Below are 20,802 nucleotides of genomic sequence, written 5' to 3' on the forward strand. Positions count from 1 at the left end.
GATTAAAGACAGTTGCAATTTCAGTGCCAATTATAGCACAATAGCAACATTAATTAGGTCTGACCGCAAGTACAACTTTAAAGCTATTTCTATTGGCAATGTCCATCACAAAAACGGCATCTTCTATGGGCACCCCCTCTTCGGCGCGAAGTATAATTGTAGGCTCTTCCTGACCGGCGAGTACTTTTTTCAATTCGTTTTCAATACTGTATTCGCTTACACGTTCTTTATCTACATAGTATGCTCCATCTTTTGTAATGCTAACGGAAGCTTTCTGTACATTTGAAGTTTTTCCTTTTGCCTTTGGAAGTATTAAATCCAATGCATCTGGAGTTATTGCAGGCGAAGTAAGCAAGAAGAACACCAATAACAGAAACACAATATCTGTCATGGAACTCATGCTAAATTCGGCACTTACTTTATTTCTTCCTCTAAGATTCATTAAGTTGGCTCGTTTAACATGTCTAGAAAATCTACTGCTGTGGCCTCCATTTGATGTACTACCTTATCGGTTTTTACCACAAGATGATTGTACCCCATATAAGCAATAATACCAACAATAAGCCCAGCCACGGTTGTTGTCATGGCTGTGTAAATACCTTCGGCGAGATTTCCCATTTCGGCTTGCCCGCTACTTGTTGCAAGTTCGTGAAAAGCCAGAACCATTCCAATAACTGTTCCTAAGAAACCAATCATAGGTGCAGCGCCGGCAATAGTTGCAAGCACACTCACATTTTTTTCGAGTTTATAAACTTCCAATCGGCCTGCGTTTTCAATTGCGGTATTTATATCTTCTAAAGGGCTACCTATTCTGGAAATTCCTTTTATGGTTAATTGTGAAACCGGCGTATTATTTTGAGCACACAACACTTTGGCTCCTTCAATATTGCCTTTGGCCACATGATCGCGAATTTGGTTCATAAAATTACCATCCATTTTGGATGCAGCTTTAATAGCAAAAAGCCGTTCAAAATAAATATAAACCGCAACGAATAGAAGCACGAATAGCACGAGTATTATTATCTGACCGGCAATTCCTCCGGTTAAGAGAAGATCCATAATAGAAAGGGTCTTTTCTTCAGAAATGGGTTCAAGTTCCTGTGCCAAATCAGCACCCTCTTGAATAAACAAGTTCAACATAAAATAGGTTTTGTTTTAGTGAATAACGGTAATAGATTTCAGAAATTGTTATGCGTTGTGAAATATCACTCTTTCAATTAATAAAAATGTTCCTGCGCCTGCTATAAAGCCGATAAACGCCAGCCAAGTGATTTTTTTCAGATACCAGATAAAATCTATACGTTCCATACCCATGGCTGCAACTCCCGCTGCAGAACCAATAATTAGCATACTTCCTCCAGTTCCGGCAGAATACGCTATAAAATGCCATAGTACAGAATCTATTGGTAAATCGTACATTCCGATAGACGCAGCAACTAATGGTACGTTGTCTATAATTGCAGAAACGATACCTAGAAGAATAACCACTACATCTTGGTTTGGTATTGCGGCTTGCAATACTTCTGCTAAATAACGTAGCGTTCCTACAGGATCACCTTCTGATGAAACACCATATACAAGACTTTCTAAACCTGCAACGGCCATTAAGATTCCGAGGAAGAAAAGGATGCTCGAAATTTCAATACGCGATAGCGCTTTATGTGCAGAGTACAGATGCCTTCTTTCTCGGGTAAAATCTTCTTCTGGATGAATATATTCAGAAACAAGCCATACAACCCCTAGAGCCAGCATCATTCCCATATAAGGCGGTAAATGTGTTAGAGTTTTAAAAACTGGAACCGAAACAATCATTCCCAACCCTAAAAACAACATAGTTCTACTGCTTAAGATAGCGCCTTCTTCTATATCTTCTCTGACTTCAACATCAATATTACCTCGGAAGGCCGGCAAATAACTTGCAACAATAAAAGGCAGAACAAAACAAACTATAGAGGGTATAACCACATATTCAATAAGCCCAGCGGCAGATACTTTTTTGGCTATCCAAAGCATAGTTGTTGTTACATCGCCAATAGGAGACCAAGCTCCACCGGCATTTGCAGCAATTACAACCATGGCAGCAAACCATATTCTATCTTCTCTTCTATGAATTAACTTACGCAGCAACGTAATTAAAACAATTGTAGCCGTTAGATTATCTATAATTGCTGAAAGTATAAATGCAAGCACCCCGATAATCCATAATAGTTTCCGTTTACTTTTTGTTTTAACGGCACTTTTCAACACTTCAAAACCGCGGTGAAGATCAATAATCTCTACAATTGTCATTGCCCCGATTAAGAAAATAAGTATTTCGGCAGTTTTTCCTAAATGATGAAGCAGGGTACCTTCAAACCCTTCCATGGCGAGCTCGCCACCTGTAAGAAAGCTAAATGCTTTTTCTTCAGTATTAATAACGTCAAACCAACCACTGGTAAAACCTATTGCTAAAACCGCCCAAATAAGGGCTGCCATAATAAGTGCCGGTACTGTTTTGTCTAGTTTTAAAGGATGCTCTAAGGTTATTGAGAGATATCCGATTACGAAAATTAAAATAATGATTGATTCCATAGTGGTGCTTATTATTGAAAATTATAACAATTGTTTCAATGCTATTTCAAAAGCAGTTTTGCTAATGTTGGTCTTGGTACTATTATTATTAAAGGTATTCTGAATTGCATTTTTAATAGTAATGGAGGTATCGTTAAAAATTGCCTCATCGGTCATCTGTACCTTGCGCTCCATAAAATATGCAAAAACGCGTGCCATACCACAGTTACTTATAAAATCTGGAATTAAACTTACGCGTTCGTCAGTGTATTCCATAATCGGACCGAAGAAAATCTCCTTATCCGCAAACGGCACGTTGGCACCACAGCTTATAACTTCCAATCCACTTTCAATCATTTCGGTAATCTGTTGCTGTGTAACCAATCTGGACGCTGCACAAGGAGCAAATATTTCTGCTTTGACCTTCCAGATTTTTTCGTTTATTTCATTAAATGGAATCATGTTTCCGGCAACAAGCAAGTTGCCATCCTTGTTTAAAAATAGTTGTTTTATTTCTTCAAATGAATAACCATCTTCATTTATTACACCTCCATCGCGATCTATAATACCTACTATTTTGGCGCCCATTTGCGAAAGATAGTACGCTGCAGCAGAACCTACGTTTCCGAAACCTTGTATTATTGCGCGCTTTCCCTTTACATCGCCGCCGTAAATATCGTAATAGTGTTTTACTGCTTCTGCCACGCCAAAACCCGTAACCATGTCGGCTACTTTATAGCTTCTTGTTATATCTGGCGAGTACTCGGTACTTTCCAATGCTTTTATAACGCCGTGGCGCAATTGCCCAATACGGTTAATTTTATCTGCTTCGGTGGGTATAAAGTGCCCGTTAAAAACACCTTCCTGCGGATGCCAAATACCACATTGCTCGGTAAACGGTATTACTTCGTGAATTTCATCTACATTCATATCGCCACCAGTGCCGTAATACCCTTTTAATAATGGAGCTACAGCCTTAAACCAACGCTCTAAAACTCCCTTTTTTCGAGGATCGGCAGGATCAAAATTAATTCCAGATTTTGCGCCGCCAATTGCTGGGCCCGAAACTGAAAATTTAACTTCCATTGTTTTCGCAAGTGAAAGCACTTCATTCATATCCAAACCTTTTCGCATGCGCGTACCGCCACCGGCAGCCCCGCCTCGCAACGAGTTTATAACGGTCCAGCCTTCGGCTTCGGTTTCTGGATCTTTCCAATGAAAAACTATTTCGGGTTCTTTTTCTTCGTATTTTTTAAGTAATTCTTTCATTAATTAGGGAGCATTAAAAATTTGTTTTCAATTGCGTTGAAGCGCGATAATCTTTTTGTGTTGGTGCTAATAGAATAGGACAAATATAAAAAACTTGTGAGGCGTTTGAATTTATTTTCTTTAAAAATTATGGATAGTATATATTCCCGCTGGAATGATCCTGTGAAGCTCCCGTAACACTCGCCAAACAATTAACCTCATCGCGAAGCTTGAGCACTCCCAACAGTCCAAATATCAATGCTTCCTTGTATTCCACAATTTTTGGCAATGGTATTAGTACCGCCACCGAAGATTGATTTTTCAATCGTTCAATTAAAAAAGTGTTATATGCACCACCTCCGGTAACCAAGACAGATGCACGCGCCGAAAATTGATTGGCAAGCTGCATGGCTATATGTTCGGTATATGTGCGCAATATATTTTCTGTTGAAATATTAAATGCATCCAAAAGAGTAAAAATTGTAGATTGCACCCACTCCAATCCCAAAGATTTCGGAGGCTTTTCAGTATAAAAAGGAAGCGCATTCAATTTTTGGAGCAACGTTTCATCTACTTTTCCAGATGCCGCCAATTTGCCGCTCTCATCAAAATCAAACCCCAATTTTTCGGCATATCTATTTAAAACAATATTTACCGCACAGATATCGTAGGCCACACGCACTGCCTTATTTTCGAAAGAACAATTGGCAAACCCGCCCAGATTTAAACAATAATCATAAGCCGAAAATAGCAGTTTATCACCAATAGGCACTAAGGGTGCGCCCTGCCCGCCAAGTGCCACGTCCTGCACTCTAAAATCGCAAATTACCGTTTGTTGAAGCGTTTTTGAAATGCGCGGTAAATTCCCGATCTGACGTGTAAACCCCTTTTCGGGCTGATGCAAAATGGTGTGCCCATGACTGCAAACTGCATCTATTTCCTGAATGGTGTGTTTTTTAATGAATTTAGAAATTTCTTCAGAAAGTTTTTCTGTGTATTTAAAATCTAAACGCTCTAATTTTTCTTCGGAATAATTTATGGCTTCGCGCAGCTTATCCCTCCAAAATGTAGTATATGGCACGGTTTCGACAGCGAGAATTTCAAAGCTCCATCGCGCTTGGGCATGGTTAAAAACAATTTCGGCCAAATCAATTCCGTCGAGCGAAGTACCGCTCATTACGCCGATAATATGATACTTTTCCTTTTTCAAATTATAAACATCAAGAATTTAAAGATACTACGGAAGATTTTAATAATGCCAATAGATAGGCAATCTATTTAAAATATAATCGAAATTATAATTGCATCGCCATGATTTATCCATCTGTTGTTATTTAGTATTTGTTTTTTAGAATTTGCTTTTTATAAGTACCTTTGTGCTTTCTTTTTAAAACACAATTCTTACATATAAAAAGCCTATGGATTTCAGTCTATCCGAAGAACATTTAATGATTCGCGACGCAGCTCGTGATTTTGCACGCACCGAATTACTGCCGGGCGTAATTGAAAGAGATAACCTTCAGAAATTCCCTACCGAGCAAGTTAAAAAAATGGGCGAACTTGGTTTTCTCGGAATGATGGTAGATCCAAAATACGGCGGCGGCGGAATGGACACCATTTCGTACGTACTCGTTATGGAAGAACTGAGCAAGGTAGATGCCTCCTGCTCGGTAATTGTTTCGGTTAACAACTCGCTCGTGTGTTACGGCCTCGAAGCTTACGGAACCGAAGAACAAAAACAAAAATACCTTACCAAATTAGCCACAGGCGAAAAACTTGGGGCATTTTGTTTAAGCGAACCTGAAGCAGGAAGCGATGCTACATCGCAAAAAACTACTGCAATTGATAAAGGCGACCACTACGTATTAAACGGCACCAAAAACTGGATTACCAACGGAGGAACCGCAGATTATTACTTAGTAATTGCCCAAACCGATAAAGACAAAAAACACAAAGGCATTAACGCTTTTATTGTTGAAAAAGGCTGGGAAGGTTTTGAAATTGGACCGAAAGAAGATAAATTAGGTATCCGCGGTAGCGATACGCATTCGTTAATTTTTAACGATGTAAAAGTTCCAAAGGAAAACAGAATTGGCGAAGACGGGTTTGGATTTAAATTTGCCATGAAAACCCTTGCTGGTGGCCGCATTGGTATTGCTGCCCAAGCCTTGGGAATCGCTGCAGGCGCATACGATTTGGCTCGTGAGTATTCAAAAGTTAGAAAGGCTTTTGGTACCGAAATAGCAAACCACCAAGCTATTGCCTTTAAACTTGCCGATATGCATACCACCATTGAAGCTGCACGGCATTTAGTAATGAAAGCAGCCTGGGACAAAGACCAAGGCAACAATTACGATATGAGCGGTGCGATGGCAAAGTTATACGCCAGCCAAGTAGCAATGGATGTATCTGTTGAAGCAGTTCAGGTTCACGGCGGAAATGGTTTCGTAAAGGAATACCACGTAGAACGCTTTATGCGCGATGCGAAAATTACCCAGATTTATGAAGGAACTTCAGAAATACAAAAAATTGTAATTTCCAGAGGGCTTTTGCGAGATTGATGGATTATAAATTCCGACTGCGCTCGAATTGATATAAATTAATGAACCCGTCCGAAAGTGGCGGGTTTTTTTATAGGAAGAAATTCCAAACCAGCCCAAACCTTAAAACAGCATCGCGATATGGGTAGCCCGGTGCCGCAAAATGATTGTTCTTGCCACCACTAAATAAATTAGTGAAATTTTCATAAACAAAGTAAATACGCGTTTGCCGAATTTTAGCATTAAAGAAAATATCTACCAACGGGAAACCGCCCAATTCCTGATCGTTCTGCACGTAAAACTCCGCCAATACAGGATCATAACCATTCATATTGTATTGGGTAAAATATTTAAAAGTTACACCCGTTTGTAAAAACAAAGCACGTTTAAACAAATGATCTTCAAAATAAAGCGTGTTTCGCGTAATAATCTGTGGAACATTCAAAATGTTTTCACCATTTAAAACCTGTTGATACATTACTGTATTCTCAAAACCAAAATTTCGGTATTTGAATTCCTTTTCGGCCTTTATTTTTAGATAATCAACTCTTTCAGAAGCTTGATTGGGAGACGGAGTGCTGTCGTTTTCCTTTATACCAAAATAGGTGTAATCGTCAATTCCCGTGTAACTTACCGAAGCATTTCCAAATTGTTTTGTATTAATTTCAAAATTGAGTTGCTGTGTTTTTACATTGTTTAAATTGGTTTTCCAATTGTAGTTTTGGTAATCGCTTTGGTACAATAAAAAGTTGAAATTGGGCGCCACCGAATGAATATTTACCGAAGCTTTGGCATTGTATTCCTCATTTAAATTATACGAAGCTGAACCTTCAATATAATTACCTTCAAAATCGCCAGCAATGTTTAATGCGCCTTTACCAGAAAGTTTAAATCCGCGATATTCTTTTGCAAAAGCGGCACCGGCTTCAATTATATCTCCTTTAATTCTGTTGGGAATTCGCGCCTCATCCAATATTAAAACGGAATTATAACCGTAATTAAAATCATTATAGCCCGCCCAAGCAGTTATTTTTCCAATGAGTGAATTGTCAAAATCTGCATACGCCTTTACATTAAAATCTTCCAATTTGGTTTTGGTGAACAAATCGGCTGTTTCGTACGAAGGGCCAAAACTTTTAAAAGGCTTTGTTTGGTTGTATCTGAAAAATTTATCTTCATAGCTTAAAACATTCCCAATAGTTAAAACCGAGTACCCGGTACTATCGCGATTGCTAAACAATTCGTAATACTGATCGCCATAAAAACGGAGTCCTTCCAGTTTATTTTCCGCATTTTCAAAATTTACATCCAACCTGCCGCGGTCATTAAATTCAGGGTCTGCAGTCATAAATAGCTGTAGCGAATTGTTGGTTAAACCACCGTTTTCCTGGTTTAAAATATCCTGTGCCGCTACGTGCGCACGAACAACATAGCGCTTATTTTTTGTATGGTAATTTGAAGTAAACAGAAAATTACCCGTACTGGTTAAAATATGCTGATATTTCCCCAACGAACGAACCCCTTTATAACCAACCGAAAAATTAAATTGCGGCGAGGTATTTACTGTAAAAAACGCATCTAATTGCTGTCCTTGTTCGTAAGCGGTTTTAAAATAAAGCTCCGTTAAAGGCGTTGGAACGTTAAAATAATTTACATCGTCAATTTCTTTATAGTTGAAATGATGCGACTGTGCTACAAATAGCGGCTTTAGATTAAACGTATTAAAATTATAAGCAAGCGAATTATACGTCTGCCCTACATTTGAAAATTGCAGCAGCTCAAAATTATCTTTCCGCAGGTAATTAAATTTGTACTTTTTAGCAATAGAAAGGGTAGTATCTACAAAAGTAGTATCTCTAGTTGCCGAAATAATTTTATAATAATCTATAGGTGGTTTTTCTTTCTTTGCAGGAGTTTGCGAAAACACAGTAGCCGAAGCGCAAAAAAGAAATAATAGCACAAGTGTTTTTTTCATCCTTGGAGAAACTTTCGGGCAAAGGTAATTTATTTTTTAGTTTATTGAGATTGGGCAGATACTCTAAATGTGCACCATTGAATTACAAATAAAACAAAATTTAAACTTCGTGAGTTTCATTCTATAATTTAAATTTTGCACTTATATATTAGATGGGTTTTCCATTTTCTATTTCTATAAATTTATAGAGATTTGTATAAATAATGCTTCAACTAAAAATTAATAAAAACCTCATTGAATGCGGCACGGATGAAGCCGGCCGTGGTTGCTTGGCGGGTCCGGTAACCGCTGCTGCTGTAATTCTTCCCGACGATTTTCAGCATCCTTTTTTAACAGACAGCAAGCAGCTTTCCGAAAAAAAACGAATGGAACTTAAGTCTATTATTGAGCGGGAAGCTATTTGTTTTAAAGTAGTTCATGTAATGATGGACGAGATTGATAAATTAAATATTCTTAATGCGTCTATTTTGGGAATGCACCGCGCAATACAAGGACTTTCGCAAGTACCACAATTTATTGCTATTGACGGCAATCGTTTTAAGCCTTTAGGGAAAACGCCTTTTGAATGTGTAGTAAAAGGCGATGGTAAATTTTTACACATAGCCGCGGCATCTATTTTGGCGAAAACCTATCGCGACGAATATATGGCAACGCTGCATAAAAAATTTCCACAGTACAATTGGAAACAAAATAAAGGCTACCCAACCAAAGCACATCGCGAAGCTATTCGCGAGCACGGTAGCACCATTTTTCATCGCAAGAGTTTTAAACTGCTTCCCGATCAACTTACATTAAACATTGCGGATACTTTGTAATTTTTAATCACAGCAAGTATTTGTACTGTTGAAAACCCGTCAATAAACATTTTATACTTCGCATTGAACCATCATTAATCCATGCTATTTTTGTGTTATGGGAAAAATTTGCCGGAAACCATTTGCGCTTCTATTTATTACTGCTATTCTTTTTGGAACTCTTGGAGGTTGCGACAAAAGCCCTTCGAAAACAGGCACTTTAATGGATTTTGTTCCAGAGAATGCTTCGATGGTTTTTAAAATTTCGAATCTTAAAAATCTACAGGCAGATATTGAGGCCAACTCCCTGCTTTCAATGTTCGAAAAAACTGGCCCGTATTTATTTTTTGCCGAAAAATCTGTTTTCTTTAAAAAGCTACATCCCACGGCGCAAAGTCTTTTGTGTATTAATATATTAAACGATTCGGTGTCTGCATTTACCTTTATTTCAAAACACACTGAAAATTTATTTCAGGTAGATTCCATTAAAAATAAAACAGTTGAAACCCTGCAAATAGATAAAAAATCGTTTCAACGTATAACGATAGATGCCAGCAAATCTGGCCGTAGCCCAGAAATTGCTTATACCGCACAGATAGATAGCGTGTTTGTAATTTCGTCTTCGCAAAAAATTTTGCAGGATATTTTAAAGGGAAAAACCGAACGCGATGCCACTTTTAAAAAAGTATTTAATTTACCATCTTCAAACGGGTTTACGGCTTTGATGCGTGGAAATAGAATTGCTGTCGCCGATTCTACCAAAATAGATTTTACTTCGTGGAGTGCGCTGGACGTTGCCATTGCGCCCGAATCTCTTACCGCCACCGGAATTACACTAGCTACAGACAGCATTCCACAATTGCTAAACGTTTTTAAGGAACAAGTACCGCAACACAATGATGTAGCTGCTTTGGTGCCCACCGATGCGTTAGGCGCCTTAAGTTTTACCTTTAACGATGCCGAAGCTTTTCAAAATAATCTGCGTACTTTTAGAGGTGAAAACCCAATTTTAAAAACAACCGGGATTTTCGGCTCGGTTAGTGAAGTGGGAAGTATAAGCCTAAAAAGCGAAACCGCAATTTTTATAAAAAGTATTGATCCTTCTTTAACAAACGATGCTTTGGCGCGATTTGTTTCTTCTAAAAGCATGTTTCGCGAAACTGAAATAAGCAGTTTTAGCGAGCCGGACTTGTTCCAAAAAACCTTTTCGCCATTTATAAATTACAAAAAAGCGAATTATGTTTTTCAACTTGAAAATTTCTTTGTTTTTACCGAAAGTGAAGAAACCGCAGCGCAAATTATAAGTTCGTTTCAAAATAATGCAACTTTAAAAAACACTTCGTATTTTAAAAATACAGCACAGGATTTAAGCAGCGCTTCTTCCCTTTTAATCTTTAAAATGCAAGGCGAGTTTTCGGAAACCATTTCAGATTTTTTCAATTCAAAAAGCCGCGCGGATTTTAAAAATATATCGTTTGATAAATTTCCCCTGGCAGCCCTTCAATTTAGCTTCGACAGAAATTTTGCGCACGTAACGCTTAGTTGCAAAGAAAGCGGGGGTGCTACTAAAAGTATTTCGGGCCGCGTGTCGGAAAAATTCAACATACAACTCGAAAACCCCTTACTGGGAAATCCACACGTAGTTAAAGGCAAAAATGGCAGTGTAAAAATAGTGGTGCAGGATATTGGCAATAAACTCTATTTTATTTCGGAAAGCGGAAAAATTCTTTGGAGTAAAAATCTCGGTGCTCCGATTTTAGGAAAAATTGAGGAAGTTGAAATTTCTGGCGGCAATCAAATTGCTTTCGTAACCCAGGACACGTTTTATATTTTAGATAGAAATGGAAAAGATGTAAAAGGCTTTCCTATAAAATTTAAAGACAAAATTACGCGACCGCTCTCCGTTTTTGATTACGACAACAACCGCAATTACCGCTTTGTAGTTGTGCAAGACAAAGAGGTGTTTATGTACGATAAAAACGGTAAAACCGTAAAAGGTTTTGGATTTAATAAAACGCAGAGCTCTATTGTGCTATCGCCCGTACACATACGCATGGGCAACAAAGATTATATTGTAATTGCCGAGGAAAACGGAAAACTCAATATTTTAAGTCGCGTGGGAAAACCGCGGATTTCAATTTCAAAAAAGTTCAATTTTTCTGATATTCCAATTGCAGAAGAGGACAACAATTTTGTTGTTATTACCAAAGAGAACACGAAAGAACGCATCGCTCAAGACGGGAAGGTTTCTACGCTAAAGTTAAATGTAGGCAACAACTATTGGTTTTTAGTTGAAGAAAACACAAAAGTAACCAAGGACGACAATTTGTTGCGAATTAATGGTAAATTAGTAGAACTACCCCTGGGACTTTACACGGTGCCGAAACTATTTAATATAGGTAGAAAAACATACATTACCATAACCGAAACGCAGGAGAAAAAGGTATATGTTTTTGATAAAAATGGAGAAACGCTCAACGGTTTTCCGGTTTATGGCACTTCAGAAGCCGCCATGGGCGAGGGCAGTTCTACTGGTTTAGTTGTAAAAGGCGAGGCGAACAGTATAGTATTTTACGGTATAAATTAAAGTTTAAAGCTGTTATACTACAAACTACCGCAAAGAAATTCAATAAAGAAATAAAAAAACAAGGCCCAATGGCGAGTGAGAAAATAGAAGGTTAAGCTTCCATTTTTTTCCTTATTTCGGCTTCAAAGAGTTGAAGAAAATGTTTTAGTAGTTTTTCTTTTACTTCGGCTAATGAAACTTCGGCTTTTCCTAATTCTACGTGTAACGAGGTAACGGCTTTGTCTTTAATTCCGCAGGGAATCATATGGTCAAAATAACCTAAATTGGTATTCACATTAAGAGCAAAACCGTGCATGGTAACCCAGCGACTTGCTCGTACCCCCATAGCGCAAATTTTTCTGGCAAAGGGAGTGCCTACATCTAGCCAAACTCCGGTCTCGCCTTTACTTCGCTCTGCTTTTAAGCCGTATTCGGCGAGCGTAAGAATAATCATTTCTTCTAAAAAACGCAGATATTTGTGAATGTCGGTGAAGAAGTTTTCTAAATCTAAAATAGGATAACCTACAATTTGCCCTGGGCCGTGATAGGTAATATCGCCACCGCGGTTAATTTTATAAAAAGTGGCGTTTATTGCCTTTAACTTTTCTTCTGAAATAAGTAAATTTTCAATATGTCCGTTTTTGCCTAGCGTATAAACATGCGGATGTTCAACAAATAAAAAATAATTGGGGGTATCGTGCGCAAAACCTTGCTTTTTGTTGTTGCTTTTAATTTGTAGAATTTTTTGAAACAATACTTCTTGATATTCCCACGTTTCTTTATAATCCTTAAAACCTAGGTCTTTTATTTGTAAAAATTTACTCATTACATTGCCGTTTTTATTAAGCTCGGTAAAATTATTGATTAATATTTTCTTCTACTTAAAATTCTCAGTTTTTGTGAATTTTTTTATAAAAAATCCCAAAGTTAATTTCTTAAATATTTATTAAATCGGCTAAAGGTTATTATATTTACCGCTCTAAACATTCATATAAACTACATTTACAATGAAAAAAAGTACTTTTAAGCCATTCCTGATTGTATTTTTAATGCTAATAAGCATTGGATTACAAGCGCAGAATGCGTTATGGAGCAAGGCAACAAACTCCGAGACGCAGACCCGACAAAAGGCATTTCGCAACGCTATGCCGCAAGAATTTAACTTATACTCACTAAACACAACAGCTTTAAAAAGCCAATTGCAACGTGCCCCCGAAAGATTTACGGGAACCTCAGATGTTGTAATTGAACTTCCAACAAATGACGGTGTTATTCAGCGTTTCCGTGTTTATGAAGCCTCTGTAATGGAGCCAGAACTTCAGGCGCAACACCCAGGTATTCGATCTTATGCCGCACAAGGTATAGATGATGGTTCTGCCATTGCTCGTTTTAGTGTTTCGAATGTGGGCGTACATGTAATGATCTCTTCTGTACACTATTCTACTATCTATATTGATCCTTATACACAGGACAAAAATTATTATATAGCTTATAATATTAATCAAGTTCCTGCGAATCCTAATAGTGCTGTTTGTTTAACGGAAGAAACTGAAATAATGGATTTGCCTAATAACAACATTAATGCAGACGATGGAATTCTAAGAACTTTTAGACTTGCCTTAGCGTGTACAGGTGAATATGCTCAATATCATTTAAACCAACAAGGAATCCCTAACGGTGCCTCGGATGCTGTAAAAAAAGCTGCAGTGCTTTCTGCAATGAACGTGGCCATGACACGTGTAAATGGAGTGTATGAAAGAGACGCTTCTTTAACTATGGTTATCGTTGCCAATAATACAGACATTATCTTCCTTAATGCAGCATCAGATCCGTACACCAACAACAGTGGAGGTACTATGCTTGGGCAAAACCAAACTACCTGTGATGCTATAATTGGAAATGCCAATTACGATATTGGCCACGTATTTAGTACTGGTGGTGGTGGTATTGCTGGGCTTCGAGTTCCTTGCCGAACCGGACAAAAAGCAAGAGGAGTTACAGGTTTAACTTCGCCTATAAACGATATTTTCTATATTGATTTTGTTGCACACGAAATGGGTCACCAATTTGGTGCAAACCACACTTTTAATAATTCTTGTGGAAATAATAGAAATCCTTCAACTGCTGTAGAGCCTGGTAGCGGATCTTCAATTATGGGTTATGCTGGTATTTGCCCTCCAAACGTACAAAGCAATAGTGATGATTATTTTACTGCTATTAGCATACAAGAAATCTGGAACTATATTAAAAATGGACAAGGACAATGTGGAGTACAATCACCAACAAACAACTTACCTCCTGTAGCAGATGCTGGTCCTAACTACACATTACCAAAATCTACTCCTTTTAGATTAAAAGGAATTGCTTCTGATCCAGATGGCGATATATTATCACATTGCTGGGAACAAATGAACCCACAGGTTGCGCCTATGCCACCTCAAAATTCATCTAATAGCGGCCCGGCTTTTAGAACTTTAGATCCATCAGACTCGCCGATGAGATATATGCCAGCTATTGGTACTGTACTTTCTGGTAATACACAAAACACGTGGGAAGTAGTACCTTCAGTAGGTAGAATTATGAATTTTAGATATACCGTTCGCGATAATGTTGCCGGTGGAGGTGCTTCGGCTAGCGACAATTTAATATTAACTTTTGATGCTAATTCCGGTCCGTTTGAGATTACTTCTCAAAATACAGCCACTACGTGGACTATCGGGAATACCGAAACCGTTACTTGGGATGTTGCTGGAACTGATGTAGCTCCCGTAGATAGCCCAAATGTAGATATTTGGTTCTCTACTGATAATGGACAAACATACCCAATTTCGGTTGCGCTAAACGTTCCAAACAACGGAAGCGCTGTGGTAAATGTTCCAAACGTAAATACTACCACAGGAAGATTGATGGTTATGTCTTCTAACAATATTTTCTACGACCTAAACGATGCCGTTATAACAGTAGATGGCGTTGTAGGCGTTGAAGACTTTGCTTTCGAAAACTTCTCGGTGTATCCAAACCCTTCAAATGGAACTTTTAACCTAACTTTCAAACCAGCGTCTAACGACAAAATTGAAATTTCTCTTTACGATTTAAGAGGAAGAGCAATTAACCAATACAGTTTTGACGATGTATCTGCTTCAAGTACTTTTAACAAACAATTGGAGTATAGCTATATTGAAAGCGGTATGTATTTCCTTGTTGTAAAGAACGGCAACAAAGTAACGACCAAAAAGATTGTGAAAAACTAATTCGCAGTTAATTCAATAATTAAAAAAGAGAAAAGACAGGATTTAGTTTCCTGTTCTTTTCTCTTTTTTTTATATCTATTTCTTTTTTAAAGTGAAGCTTAACTTCGCCCTCAATACAGTTCCTTTTTATCTCAAAGGAAGCTTACAACTATAGCTTAACCGTTTCTGAAATATTTGAAACTACCTGCGATGTTTTGCCAACTTCAAAATTTAAATTGAATGTAAGCGTTTCATTGTTGGTAGAAATAGAAAGCTCGCCATTAGTAATTGGATAGTAACCCGCCTCCCCCTTGCAAAAACAATGTTTGCCGTACAAAAGTTTTACATCGCTCAAAGAAGCATTTACTTTGCTTATTTTTTTCACATTATTGGGTATTTCAAAATGGATGGTTTCAGAATAATTGCCATCTGCAGTGCCTTCGGGGCCTTCTTTTAAATAGGTGTATTCCACTACCATATTGTCGCCGGCGGTCATTTCGGGATACAAAGCTCCGGTACCGTCTTCTTTTACTACAAGACTTTTATTTTTGTGCAATACTACACTACAGTTTCCAGCCTCTGGGCAGCCAGAACTGGTGTTTTCTACTTGTTCCATATTGGTGTTTTCTGATGAAATTACAGTTCCAGTCTGCGTTTTGCAGGCATTAACCATAAAAAGTGGAATTAAAAAATACAATGCTTTCATCTGTGTTTAGTTTAGTGTTATGTGAGTAAGATACAAATACGTTGCCGAAAATTACTGTTTTTCCAATTCTACTTGCAAATCAAGTAAATCGGGATTTTTAAAATATTCAATAAAGGGAGTTTGAACGGTAACCGTTTTTTTGTCTGCCGAAAAGTTAGCTTCGGGATTAGAGGTTGTCTTTATTTTTTTGGCAAAAGTGTATTTTATGGTATAATTAGATCCACCCATAAAAGCTTCAGCTTGCTTTAAACTATCAACTTGCTGTTTGTGCATTTTCTTATCCTTTATGTATGCATCGCGCTTAAACACTCCATTTTTAAATGTATAATTCACACCAATTAATTCTTGCGAACCTTCCTCTTTGGTTGTTTTCATCGCTTGGGTTTTATCGCCAGGCATCATGCCTCCAACTTGCTCCAATCCGTTTAGTATGTCGTTAGCTTCCGCTACATTTTTGAAATTGGTAGAAATTGCATAAATCATTTCAGAAGTTTCTGAATCCATTTTTACACGTACATTAAAATTCTCCATCTTCTTTAATTTCTGTTGTTGGGCAGCCGAAAGCTTCGAGATACTATCGCGTTTTTCTTCCAAAAACTGCTTCATATGTATAATGGTATCTACTTTAACCGAGGCAGAGTCTAGCATCGCACCGCCTCCAAAGGCCATCATTTCGTTTAAATTTACCTCAACGGTCATTTCGCCACTTCCGTCAGCATTCATAACCATGGTTTCAGAAAATTGGCAGCCTATTAATGTAAGTGCAAAGGCAAATAGAAATAGTAATTTTAGTTTCATAATGTTATCTATTAGGGCTATTTAAAATGATAAGAGCGGCAATCACGCCCGGAATCCATCCGCATACGGTAAGGATAAAAACAATAATTACAGAGCCACAACCTTTATCTATAACGGCGAGCGGCGGAAATAGAATTGACAGTAAAACTCTCCATATACTCATAACAAACAAAACTACGCTAATATTTTTTATTTCTCACTTCTGTAATTTATTAATCGTCCGCACCTGCTTTTTAAAACACTAAACATCGCGTGTACCACTCGGTATTCTATTTATAACTTCTGTCATTTTCAATTCTCGGCAACGTATTTTACATTTCAAATCTTGCACTTCGATTTTCGAACTTTGAACTTCATATATCGAAGTTCAATTACCTATCTTTGCAAACTTATTTTTATATTGAAATATATGCAACTGTCTGAATTGGAAATCATCCGAAGAGAAAAATTACAACAACTGCGCACGATGGGCATTAACCCATATCCAGCAGATTTATATCCCGTTAGCGAAACTTCGAAAAACATTAAAGCAGATTTTGAAGAAGGCAAAAATGTGATAATTGCCGGAAGATTAATGTCTCGAAGAATACAAGGAAAAGCATCGTTTGCTGAACTTCAAGATGCCGATGGCCGAATTCAAGTATATTTTAACCGCGACGAAATTTGTTCGGGAGATGACAAAACGTTGTACAACGAGGTTTATAAAAAGTTGTTGGATATTGGCGATTTTATAGGAATTGAAGGCGAACTTTTTAAAACGCAAGTAGGCGAAAAAACCGTAATGGTGAAAAATTTCACCCTATTGAGCAAAGCCTTAAAACCTTTGCCACAGCCCCGCGTTGATGCCGATGGGAAAGTGCACGATGCCTTTACAGACCCCGAACAACGCTATAGACAGCGTTATGCAGATTTGGTTGTAAACCCGCACGTAAAAGAAATTTTTGTAAAGCGCACCAAACTTTTTAACGCCATGCGTACTTTCTTTAACGACCGCGGCTATTTTGAAGTTGAAACTCCAATTTTACAGCCCATCCCTGGAGGTGCTGCAGCACGACCATTTATTACTCACCATAATTCGCTAGATATTCCGCTATATATGCGAATTGCGAATGAATTATATCTAAAAAGATTAATCGTTGGTGGCTTCGATGGGGTGTATGAGTTTTCCAAAAACTTTAGAAACGAAGGAATGGATCGCACCCACAATCCAGAATTTACCGCCATGGAAATTTACGTTTCGTATAAAGATTACAACTGGATGATGGATTTCTGCGAGCAATTGTTAGAATTCTGTGCTTTGGAAGTAAATGGCACCACAAAAGCAACCTTCGGAAAACACAATATAGATTTTAAAGCACCCTATCCGAGAGTAACGATGGCAGAATCTATTAAAAATTTTACAGGTTTCGACATTACTGGAAAAACCGAGGATGAAATTAGAAAAGCTGCCGTAGCAATGAAAATTCCCGTGGATGAAACAATGGGGAAAGGAAAGCTCATTGATGAAATTTTTGGCGAAAAGTGCGAAGGCAATTATATTCAGCCAACATTTATTACAGATTACCCAAAGGAAATGAGTCCGCTTTGTAAAGAACACCGCGACAATCCAGATCTCACCGAACGCTTTGAATTAATGGTTTGCGGCAAGGAAATAGCAAATGCCTACAGCGAATTAAACGATCCCATTGACCAACGCGAGCGTTTTGAGGCACAATTAAAACTTGCAGATCGCGGAGATGACGAAGCAACAGCTTTTATAGATTACGACTTTTTACGCGCATTAGAATACGGTATGCCCCCAACAAGTGGTATGGGAATTGGCATGGATAGATTAATAATGTTTTTAACGAATAACCCTTCCATTCAAGAGGTGCTATTTTTCCCGCAAATGCGCCCGGAAAAGAAAAAAGTGGAAATGACCGAAGATGAAAAAACAGTTTTCACTCTTTTAAAAACCAACAGTCCGATTATGTTGGAAGCATTAAAAGCTCAAAGCGGTTTGAGCAACAAAAAATGGGACAAAGCCATTAAAGGCCTAACGGCTTCAAAATTGGCAAAGGTTGAAAAAACCGACGACAATTTGCTGGTTTCAGTTTTATAAAAACAGCAATAATATAGTATAAAAAGGGAAGTTACTTCAATGTTGCTTCCCTTTTTTTTTCATTTACCACCATAATTTTGAATAAAATTTTGAATTTCTTTATTTCAAAAACCTTTGATTTAAATGTGATTACAACTACATTTGACAATCTATTCACGCTTTTTAAACCTAATTTTATGAAAAAACTTTTATTCACTTCGCTAATTTTGGTGTTTACACAAGTTTTCTTTGCCCAAAGCAGCAAGGAAAGTGTTGCCCAAACTTGGATGGACAATAATATGCCCATCAACAAAACCAATCAAAACTTTCAATTAAAAAATAGCCACATAGGTCCTTCGGGAGCAACTTTCCGATACCAACATACAGTAAATGGGGTAGAAGTTTTTGATTCTTCAGTTGCGGTTCACGTTTCAAACAAAAACCAAGTAACTTACCACGCAAGTACTTTTGACAGTTCGGTGGCGAGTATTGCCACAACACCTTCAATATCTGAAGAAGACGCCTTACGTATTGCAAAATCTGCACTGAATATTGAAGGGTATATTTCTCAAAAAGAAGTAAAACTCTACGTATATAATAAACTTGGCGACAGCAAATTGGTTTATAGGGTTACTACGATGTCTGAATTCCGAATGGGAAATTGGGAAACAATTATAGATGCCACAACTGGCACTGTTTTAAGCACCCGAGATATTGCAATTTATCATAAAAAGAATGGTAAACACACCTCAAACACTGTAACTCCCACAACTTTGGTTAATGGTACAGCAATGGTTTTTGATCCGGATCCACTTACTAAAACTGGTAACGTTTACGGCGGAAATTACTCCGACAACGGCGACGCTACAAACCCAGATCTCGATGCGGCAAGAACCGCAGTAACCTTATTTGATATTCAATTTGACGGCACCAACTACCGACTTAAAGGCCCCTATACCGAAATAGCCGAACTTGGCTCCCCCTCCACGGGATTGTTTTTACAAACAAATTCAGATTTCAGTTTTACAAGAGACCAACAAGGTTTTGAAGCTGCAAACTGCTATCACCATATTGATAAGAGTTTTCGATATATTAATGATGATTTAGGAATTCCTTTGGTATCAATTTACAATGGTGGCGTAATGCGTTATGATCCACATGGTGCCAACGGAGCAGACAATTCATTTTACAGCGCAGGAAGTCTTCAATTTGGGGAAGGTGGAATTGACGACGCCGAAGATATGGACGTTGTGCTTCACGAATTGGGTCATGGTCTTCACGACTTTGCTACTAACGGAAATCTAAGTCAGGTTAATGGGCTAAGTGAAGGAACTGGCGATTATTGGGCTAATAGTTATAAAAGAAGTACAGGTTTTTGGGATATTACAGACCCACAATACTTTTGGGTGTTTGGTTGGGACGGACACAATCCATTTTGGAATGGCCGCGTAACCAATTATGGTGCAATGTATCCGGGTGGCCTAACGGGTTCAATTCATACTGATGGTCAAATATGGTCCTCCGTATTACTCGAAATTTGGGAAATAATTGGAAGAGAAAAAATGGACGCCGCAGTTTGGGAAGGCCTTGCCATGACCAATAGCAACACCAATCAACAAAACGCTGCGATCGCTGTAAGACAAGCTGCCATAGATATGAATTACAGTTGTGCAGAAATTGATGCCTTTACAGACAGATTTACAGCGCGAGGCTATGTATTGCCAAACTATGTTTGCGATCCAAACGCTTGCGACATCTCGGGTATTCAAACCTCAAATCTTTCGCCTTGCAACGATAATGGCACCCCGACAGATGGCAGTGACGATTTTTTTACTGCTGATGTAACTGTAACCTTCGTAAACCCGCCAGCAACAGGAACTTTAGATTTAACGGGTGACGGAACGGCTTCAGTATCTACCTCAGGTTTAACTACGTCGCATACGTTCACTAATGTTGTTTTTGCAGCAGATGGTGGCACAATAGAACTTACCGCTGCATTTTCAGACGCTGCTGATTGTAATTATGATGAAAATAACGCTGGTACTGCCCCAACCCCTTGCGTTACTGCAGGAGTGAATGACAACGAATTTTTTGGCGTGTCGCTTTATCCAAATCCAGCAGATCAAACTATTTCATTGGCAAACTTAACCCAAGAATACACTATTGCAATTTATAATATGTTAGGCCAAAAAGTGAAACAGCAAATTGTAAATGCCGATAATAACAGCATTAATATTCAAGATCTGTCCTTGGGAGTATATATACTCAAGTTTAACGATTACAACAAAGTATTGCGCTTCGTTGTAAAATAATTA

At 38.1% G+C, this 20,802-nt stretch carries 16 protein-coding genes; 6 read left to right on the forward strand and 10 right to left on the reverse strand.

Annotated features, from left to right (window positions below; genetic code table 11):
- Window positions 1–49 precede the first annotated feature (49 nt).
- The 5 genes from QCQ61_RS02635 to QCQ61_RS02655 all read right to left on the reverse strand — a co-directional run bounded on the left by QCQ61_RS02635 (window position 50) and on the right by QCQ61_RS02655 (window position 5,008).
- On the reverse strand, window positions 50–442 hold the full coding sequence (locus QCQ61_RS02635) for an ExbD/TolR family protein (RefSeq protein ID WP_279449166.1): 393 nt from the start codon (window positions 440–442) through the stop codon (window positions 50–52).
- Complete coding sequence (locus QCQ61_RS02640; protein WP_279449167.1) at window positions 442–1,140, reverse strand: MotA/TolQ/ExbB proton channel family protein; 699 nt, start codon at window positions 1,138–1,140, stop codon at window positions 442–444. The genes QCQ61_RS02635 and QCQ61_RS02640 overlap by 1 nt, the downstream gene beginning before the upstream one ends.
- A 48-nt stretch (window positions 1,141–1,188) precedes the next feature.
- On the reverse strand, window positions 1,189–2,571 hold the full coding sequence (nhaD, locus tag QCQ61_RS02645; RefSeq protein ID WP_279449168.1) for a sodium:proton antiporter NhaD: 1,383 nt from the start codon (window positions 2,569–2,571) through the stop codon (window positions 1,189–1,191).
- A gap of 21 nt (window positions 2,572–2,592) precedes the next feature.
- Window positions 2,593–3,819: a Glu/Leu/Phe/Val dehydrogenase dimerization domain-containing protein gene (locus tag QCQ61_RS02650; protein WP_279449169.1), complete on the reverse strand. Its 1,227-nt coding sequence runs from the start codon at window positions 3,817–3,819 to the stop codon at window positions 2,593–2,595.
- A 127-nt stretch (window positions 3,820–3,946) separates the two neighbouring features.
- Complete coding sequence (locus tag QCQ61_RS02655) at window positions 3,947–5,008, reverse strand: anhydro-N-acetylmuramic acid kinase (RefSeq protein ID WP_279449170.1); 1,062 nt, start codon at window positions 5,006–5,008, stop codon at window positions 3,947–3,949.
- A 208-nt stretch (window positions 5,009–5,216) separates the two neighbouring features.
- Here QCQ61_RS02655 and QCQ61_RS02660 point away from each other — a divergent pair, with 208 nt between their 5' ends.
- Window positions 5,217–6,359, forward strand: a complete 1,143-nt coding sequence (locus QCQ61_RS02660; RefSeq protein ID WP_279449171.1) for an acyl-CoA dehydrogenase — start codon at window positions 5,217–5,219, stop codon at window positions 6,357–6,359.
- A 70-nt stretch (window positions 6,360–6,429) separates the two neighbouring features.
- Here the strand turns inward: QCQ61_RS02660 and QCQ61_RS02665 are convergent, their stop codons facing one another.
- Window positions 6,430–8,313: a putative porin gene (locus QCQ61_RS02665; protein ID WP_279449172.1), complete on the reverse strand. Its 1,884-nt coding sequence runs from the start codon at window positions 8,311–8,313 to the stop codon at window positions 6,430–6,432.
- 203 nt (window positions 8,314–8,516) lie between these two features.
- Here QCQ61_RS02665 and rnhB point away from each other — a divergent pair, with 203 nt between their 5' ends.
- Window positions 8,517–9,128, forward strand: coding sequence for a ribonuclease HII (gene rnhB, locus QCQ61_RS02670; protein WP_279449173.1), 612 nt, complete (start codon window positions 8,517–8,519; stop codon window positions 9,126–9,128).
- A 97-nt stretch (window positions 9,129–9,225) separates the two neighbouring features.
- Window positions 9,226–11,694 carry a hypothetical protein gene (locus QCQ61_RS02675; protein ID WP_279449174.1) on the forward strand — a complete coding sequence of 823 codons (2,469 nt, stop codon included), beginning with the start codon at window positions 9,226–9,228 and terminating at the stop codon, window positions 11,692–11,694.
- A 91-nt stretch (window positions 11,695–11,785) separates the two neighbouring features.
- Here QCQ61_RS02675 and lipB read toward each other — a convergent pair whose 3' ends face one another.
- Window positions 11,786–12,499 carry a lipoyl(octanoyl) transferase LipB gene (gene lipB, locus QCQ61_RS02680; protein ID WP_279449175.1) on the reverse strand — a complete coding sequence of 238 codons (714 nt, stop codon included), beginning with the start codon at window positions 12,497–12,499 and terminating at the stop codon, window positions 11,786–11,788.
- A 181-nt stretch (window positions 12,500–12,680) separates the two neighbouring features.
- Between lipB and QCQ61_RS02685 the strand changes: the two genes are divergently transcribed.
- Complete coding sequence (locus QCQ61_RS02685) at window positions 12,681–14,924, forward strand: zinc-dependent metalloprotease (protein WP_279449176.1); 2,244 nt, start codon at window positions 12,681–12,683, stop codon at window positions 14,922–14,924.
- Window positions 14,925–15,072: 148 nt separating this feature from the next.
- Here the strand turns inward: QCQ61_RS02685 and QCQ61_RS02690 are convergent, their stop codons facing one another.
- The 3 genes from QCQ61_RS02690 to QCQ61_RS02700 are packed head-to-tail and all read right to left on the reverse strand — an operon-like array spanning window position 15,073 to window position 16,570.
- Window positions 15,073–15,609: a hypothetical protein gene (locus QCQ61_RS02690; RefSeq protein WP_279449177.1), complete on the reverse strand. Its 537-nt coding sequence runs from the start codon at window positions 15,607–15,609 to the stop codon at window positions 15,073–15,075.
- Between the two features lie 51 nt (window positions 15,610–15,660).
- Window positions 15,661–16,407 carry a hypothetical protein gene (locus QCQ61_RS02695; RefSeq protein WP_279449178.1) on the reverse strand — a complete coding sequence of 249 codons (747 nt, stop codon included), beginning with the start codon at window positions 16,405–16,407 and terminating at the stop codon, window positions 15,661–15,663.
- Window positions 16,408–16,411: 4 nt separating this feature from the next.
- Window positions 16,412–16,570 (reverse strand): YqaE/Pmp3 family membrane protein, encoded by a 159-nt coding sequence (locus tag QCQ61_RS02700; RefSeq protein ID WP_279449179.1) that lies wholly within the window; start codon window positions 16,568–16,570, stop codon window positions 16,412–16,414.
- Window positions 16,571–16,816: 246 nt separating this feature from the next.
- On the opposite strand from QCQ61_RS02700, the gene lysS reads away from it, so the two are divergent.
- The gene (lysS, locus tag QCQ61_RS02705) at window positions 16,817–18,508 is read left to right on the forward strand and encodes a lysine--tRNA ligase (RefSeq protein WP_279450224.1); all 1,692 of its coding nucleotides are present in this window, start codon (window positions 16,817–16,819) and stop codon (window positions 18,506–18,508) included.
- A gap of 176 nt (window positions 18,509–18,684) precedes the next feature.
- A complete protein-coding gene (locus QCQ61_RS02710; RefSeq protein WP_279449180.1) occupies window positions 18,685–20,799 on the forward strand; it encodes a T9SS type A sorting domain-containing protein in 2,115 nt (704 codons plus the stop codon).
- Window positions 20,800–20,802 lie beyond the last annotated feature (3 nt).

The organism is Aequorivita marisscotiae, from assembly GCF_029814825.1.
Taxonomy (GTDB): domain Bacteria; phylum Bacteroidota; class Bacteroidia; order Flavobacteriales; family Flavobacteriaceae; genus Aequorivita; species Aequorivita marisscotiae.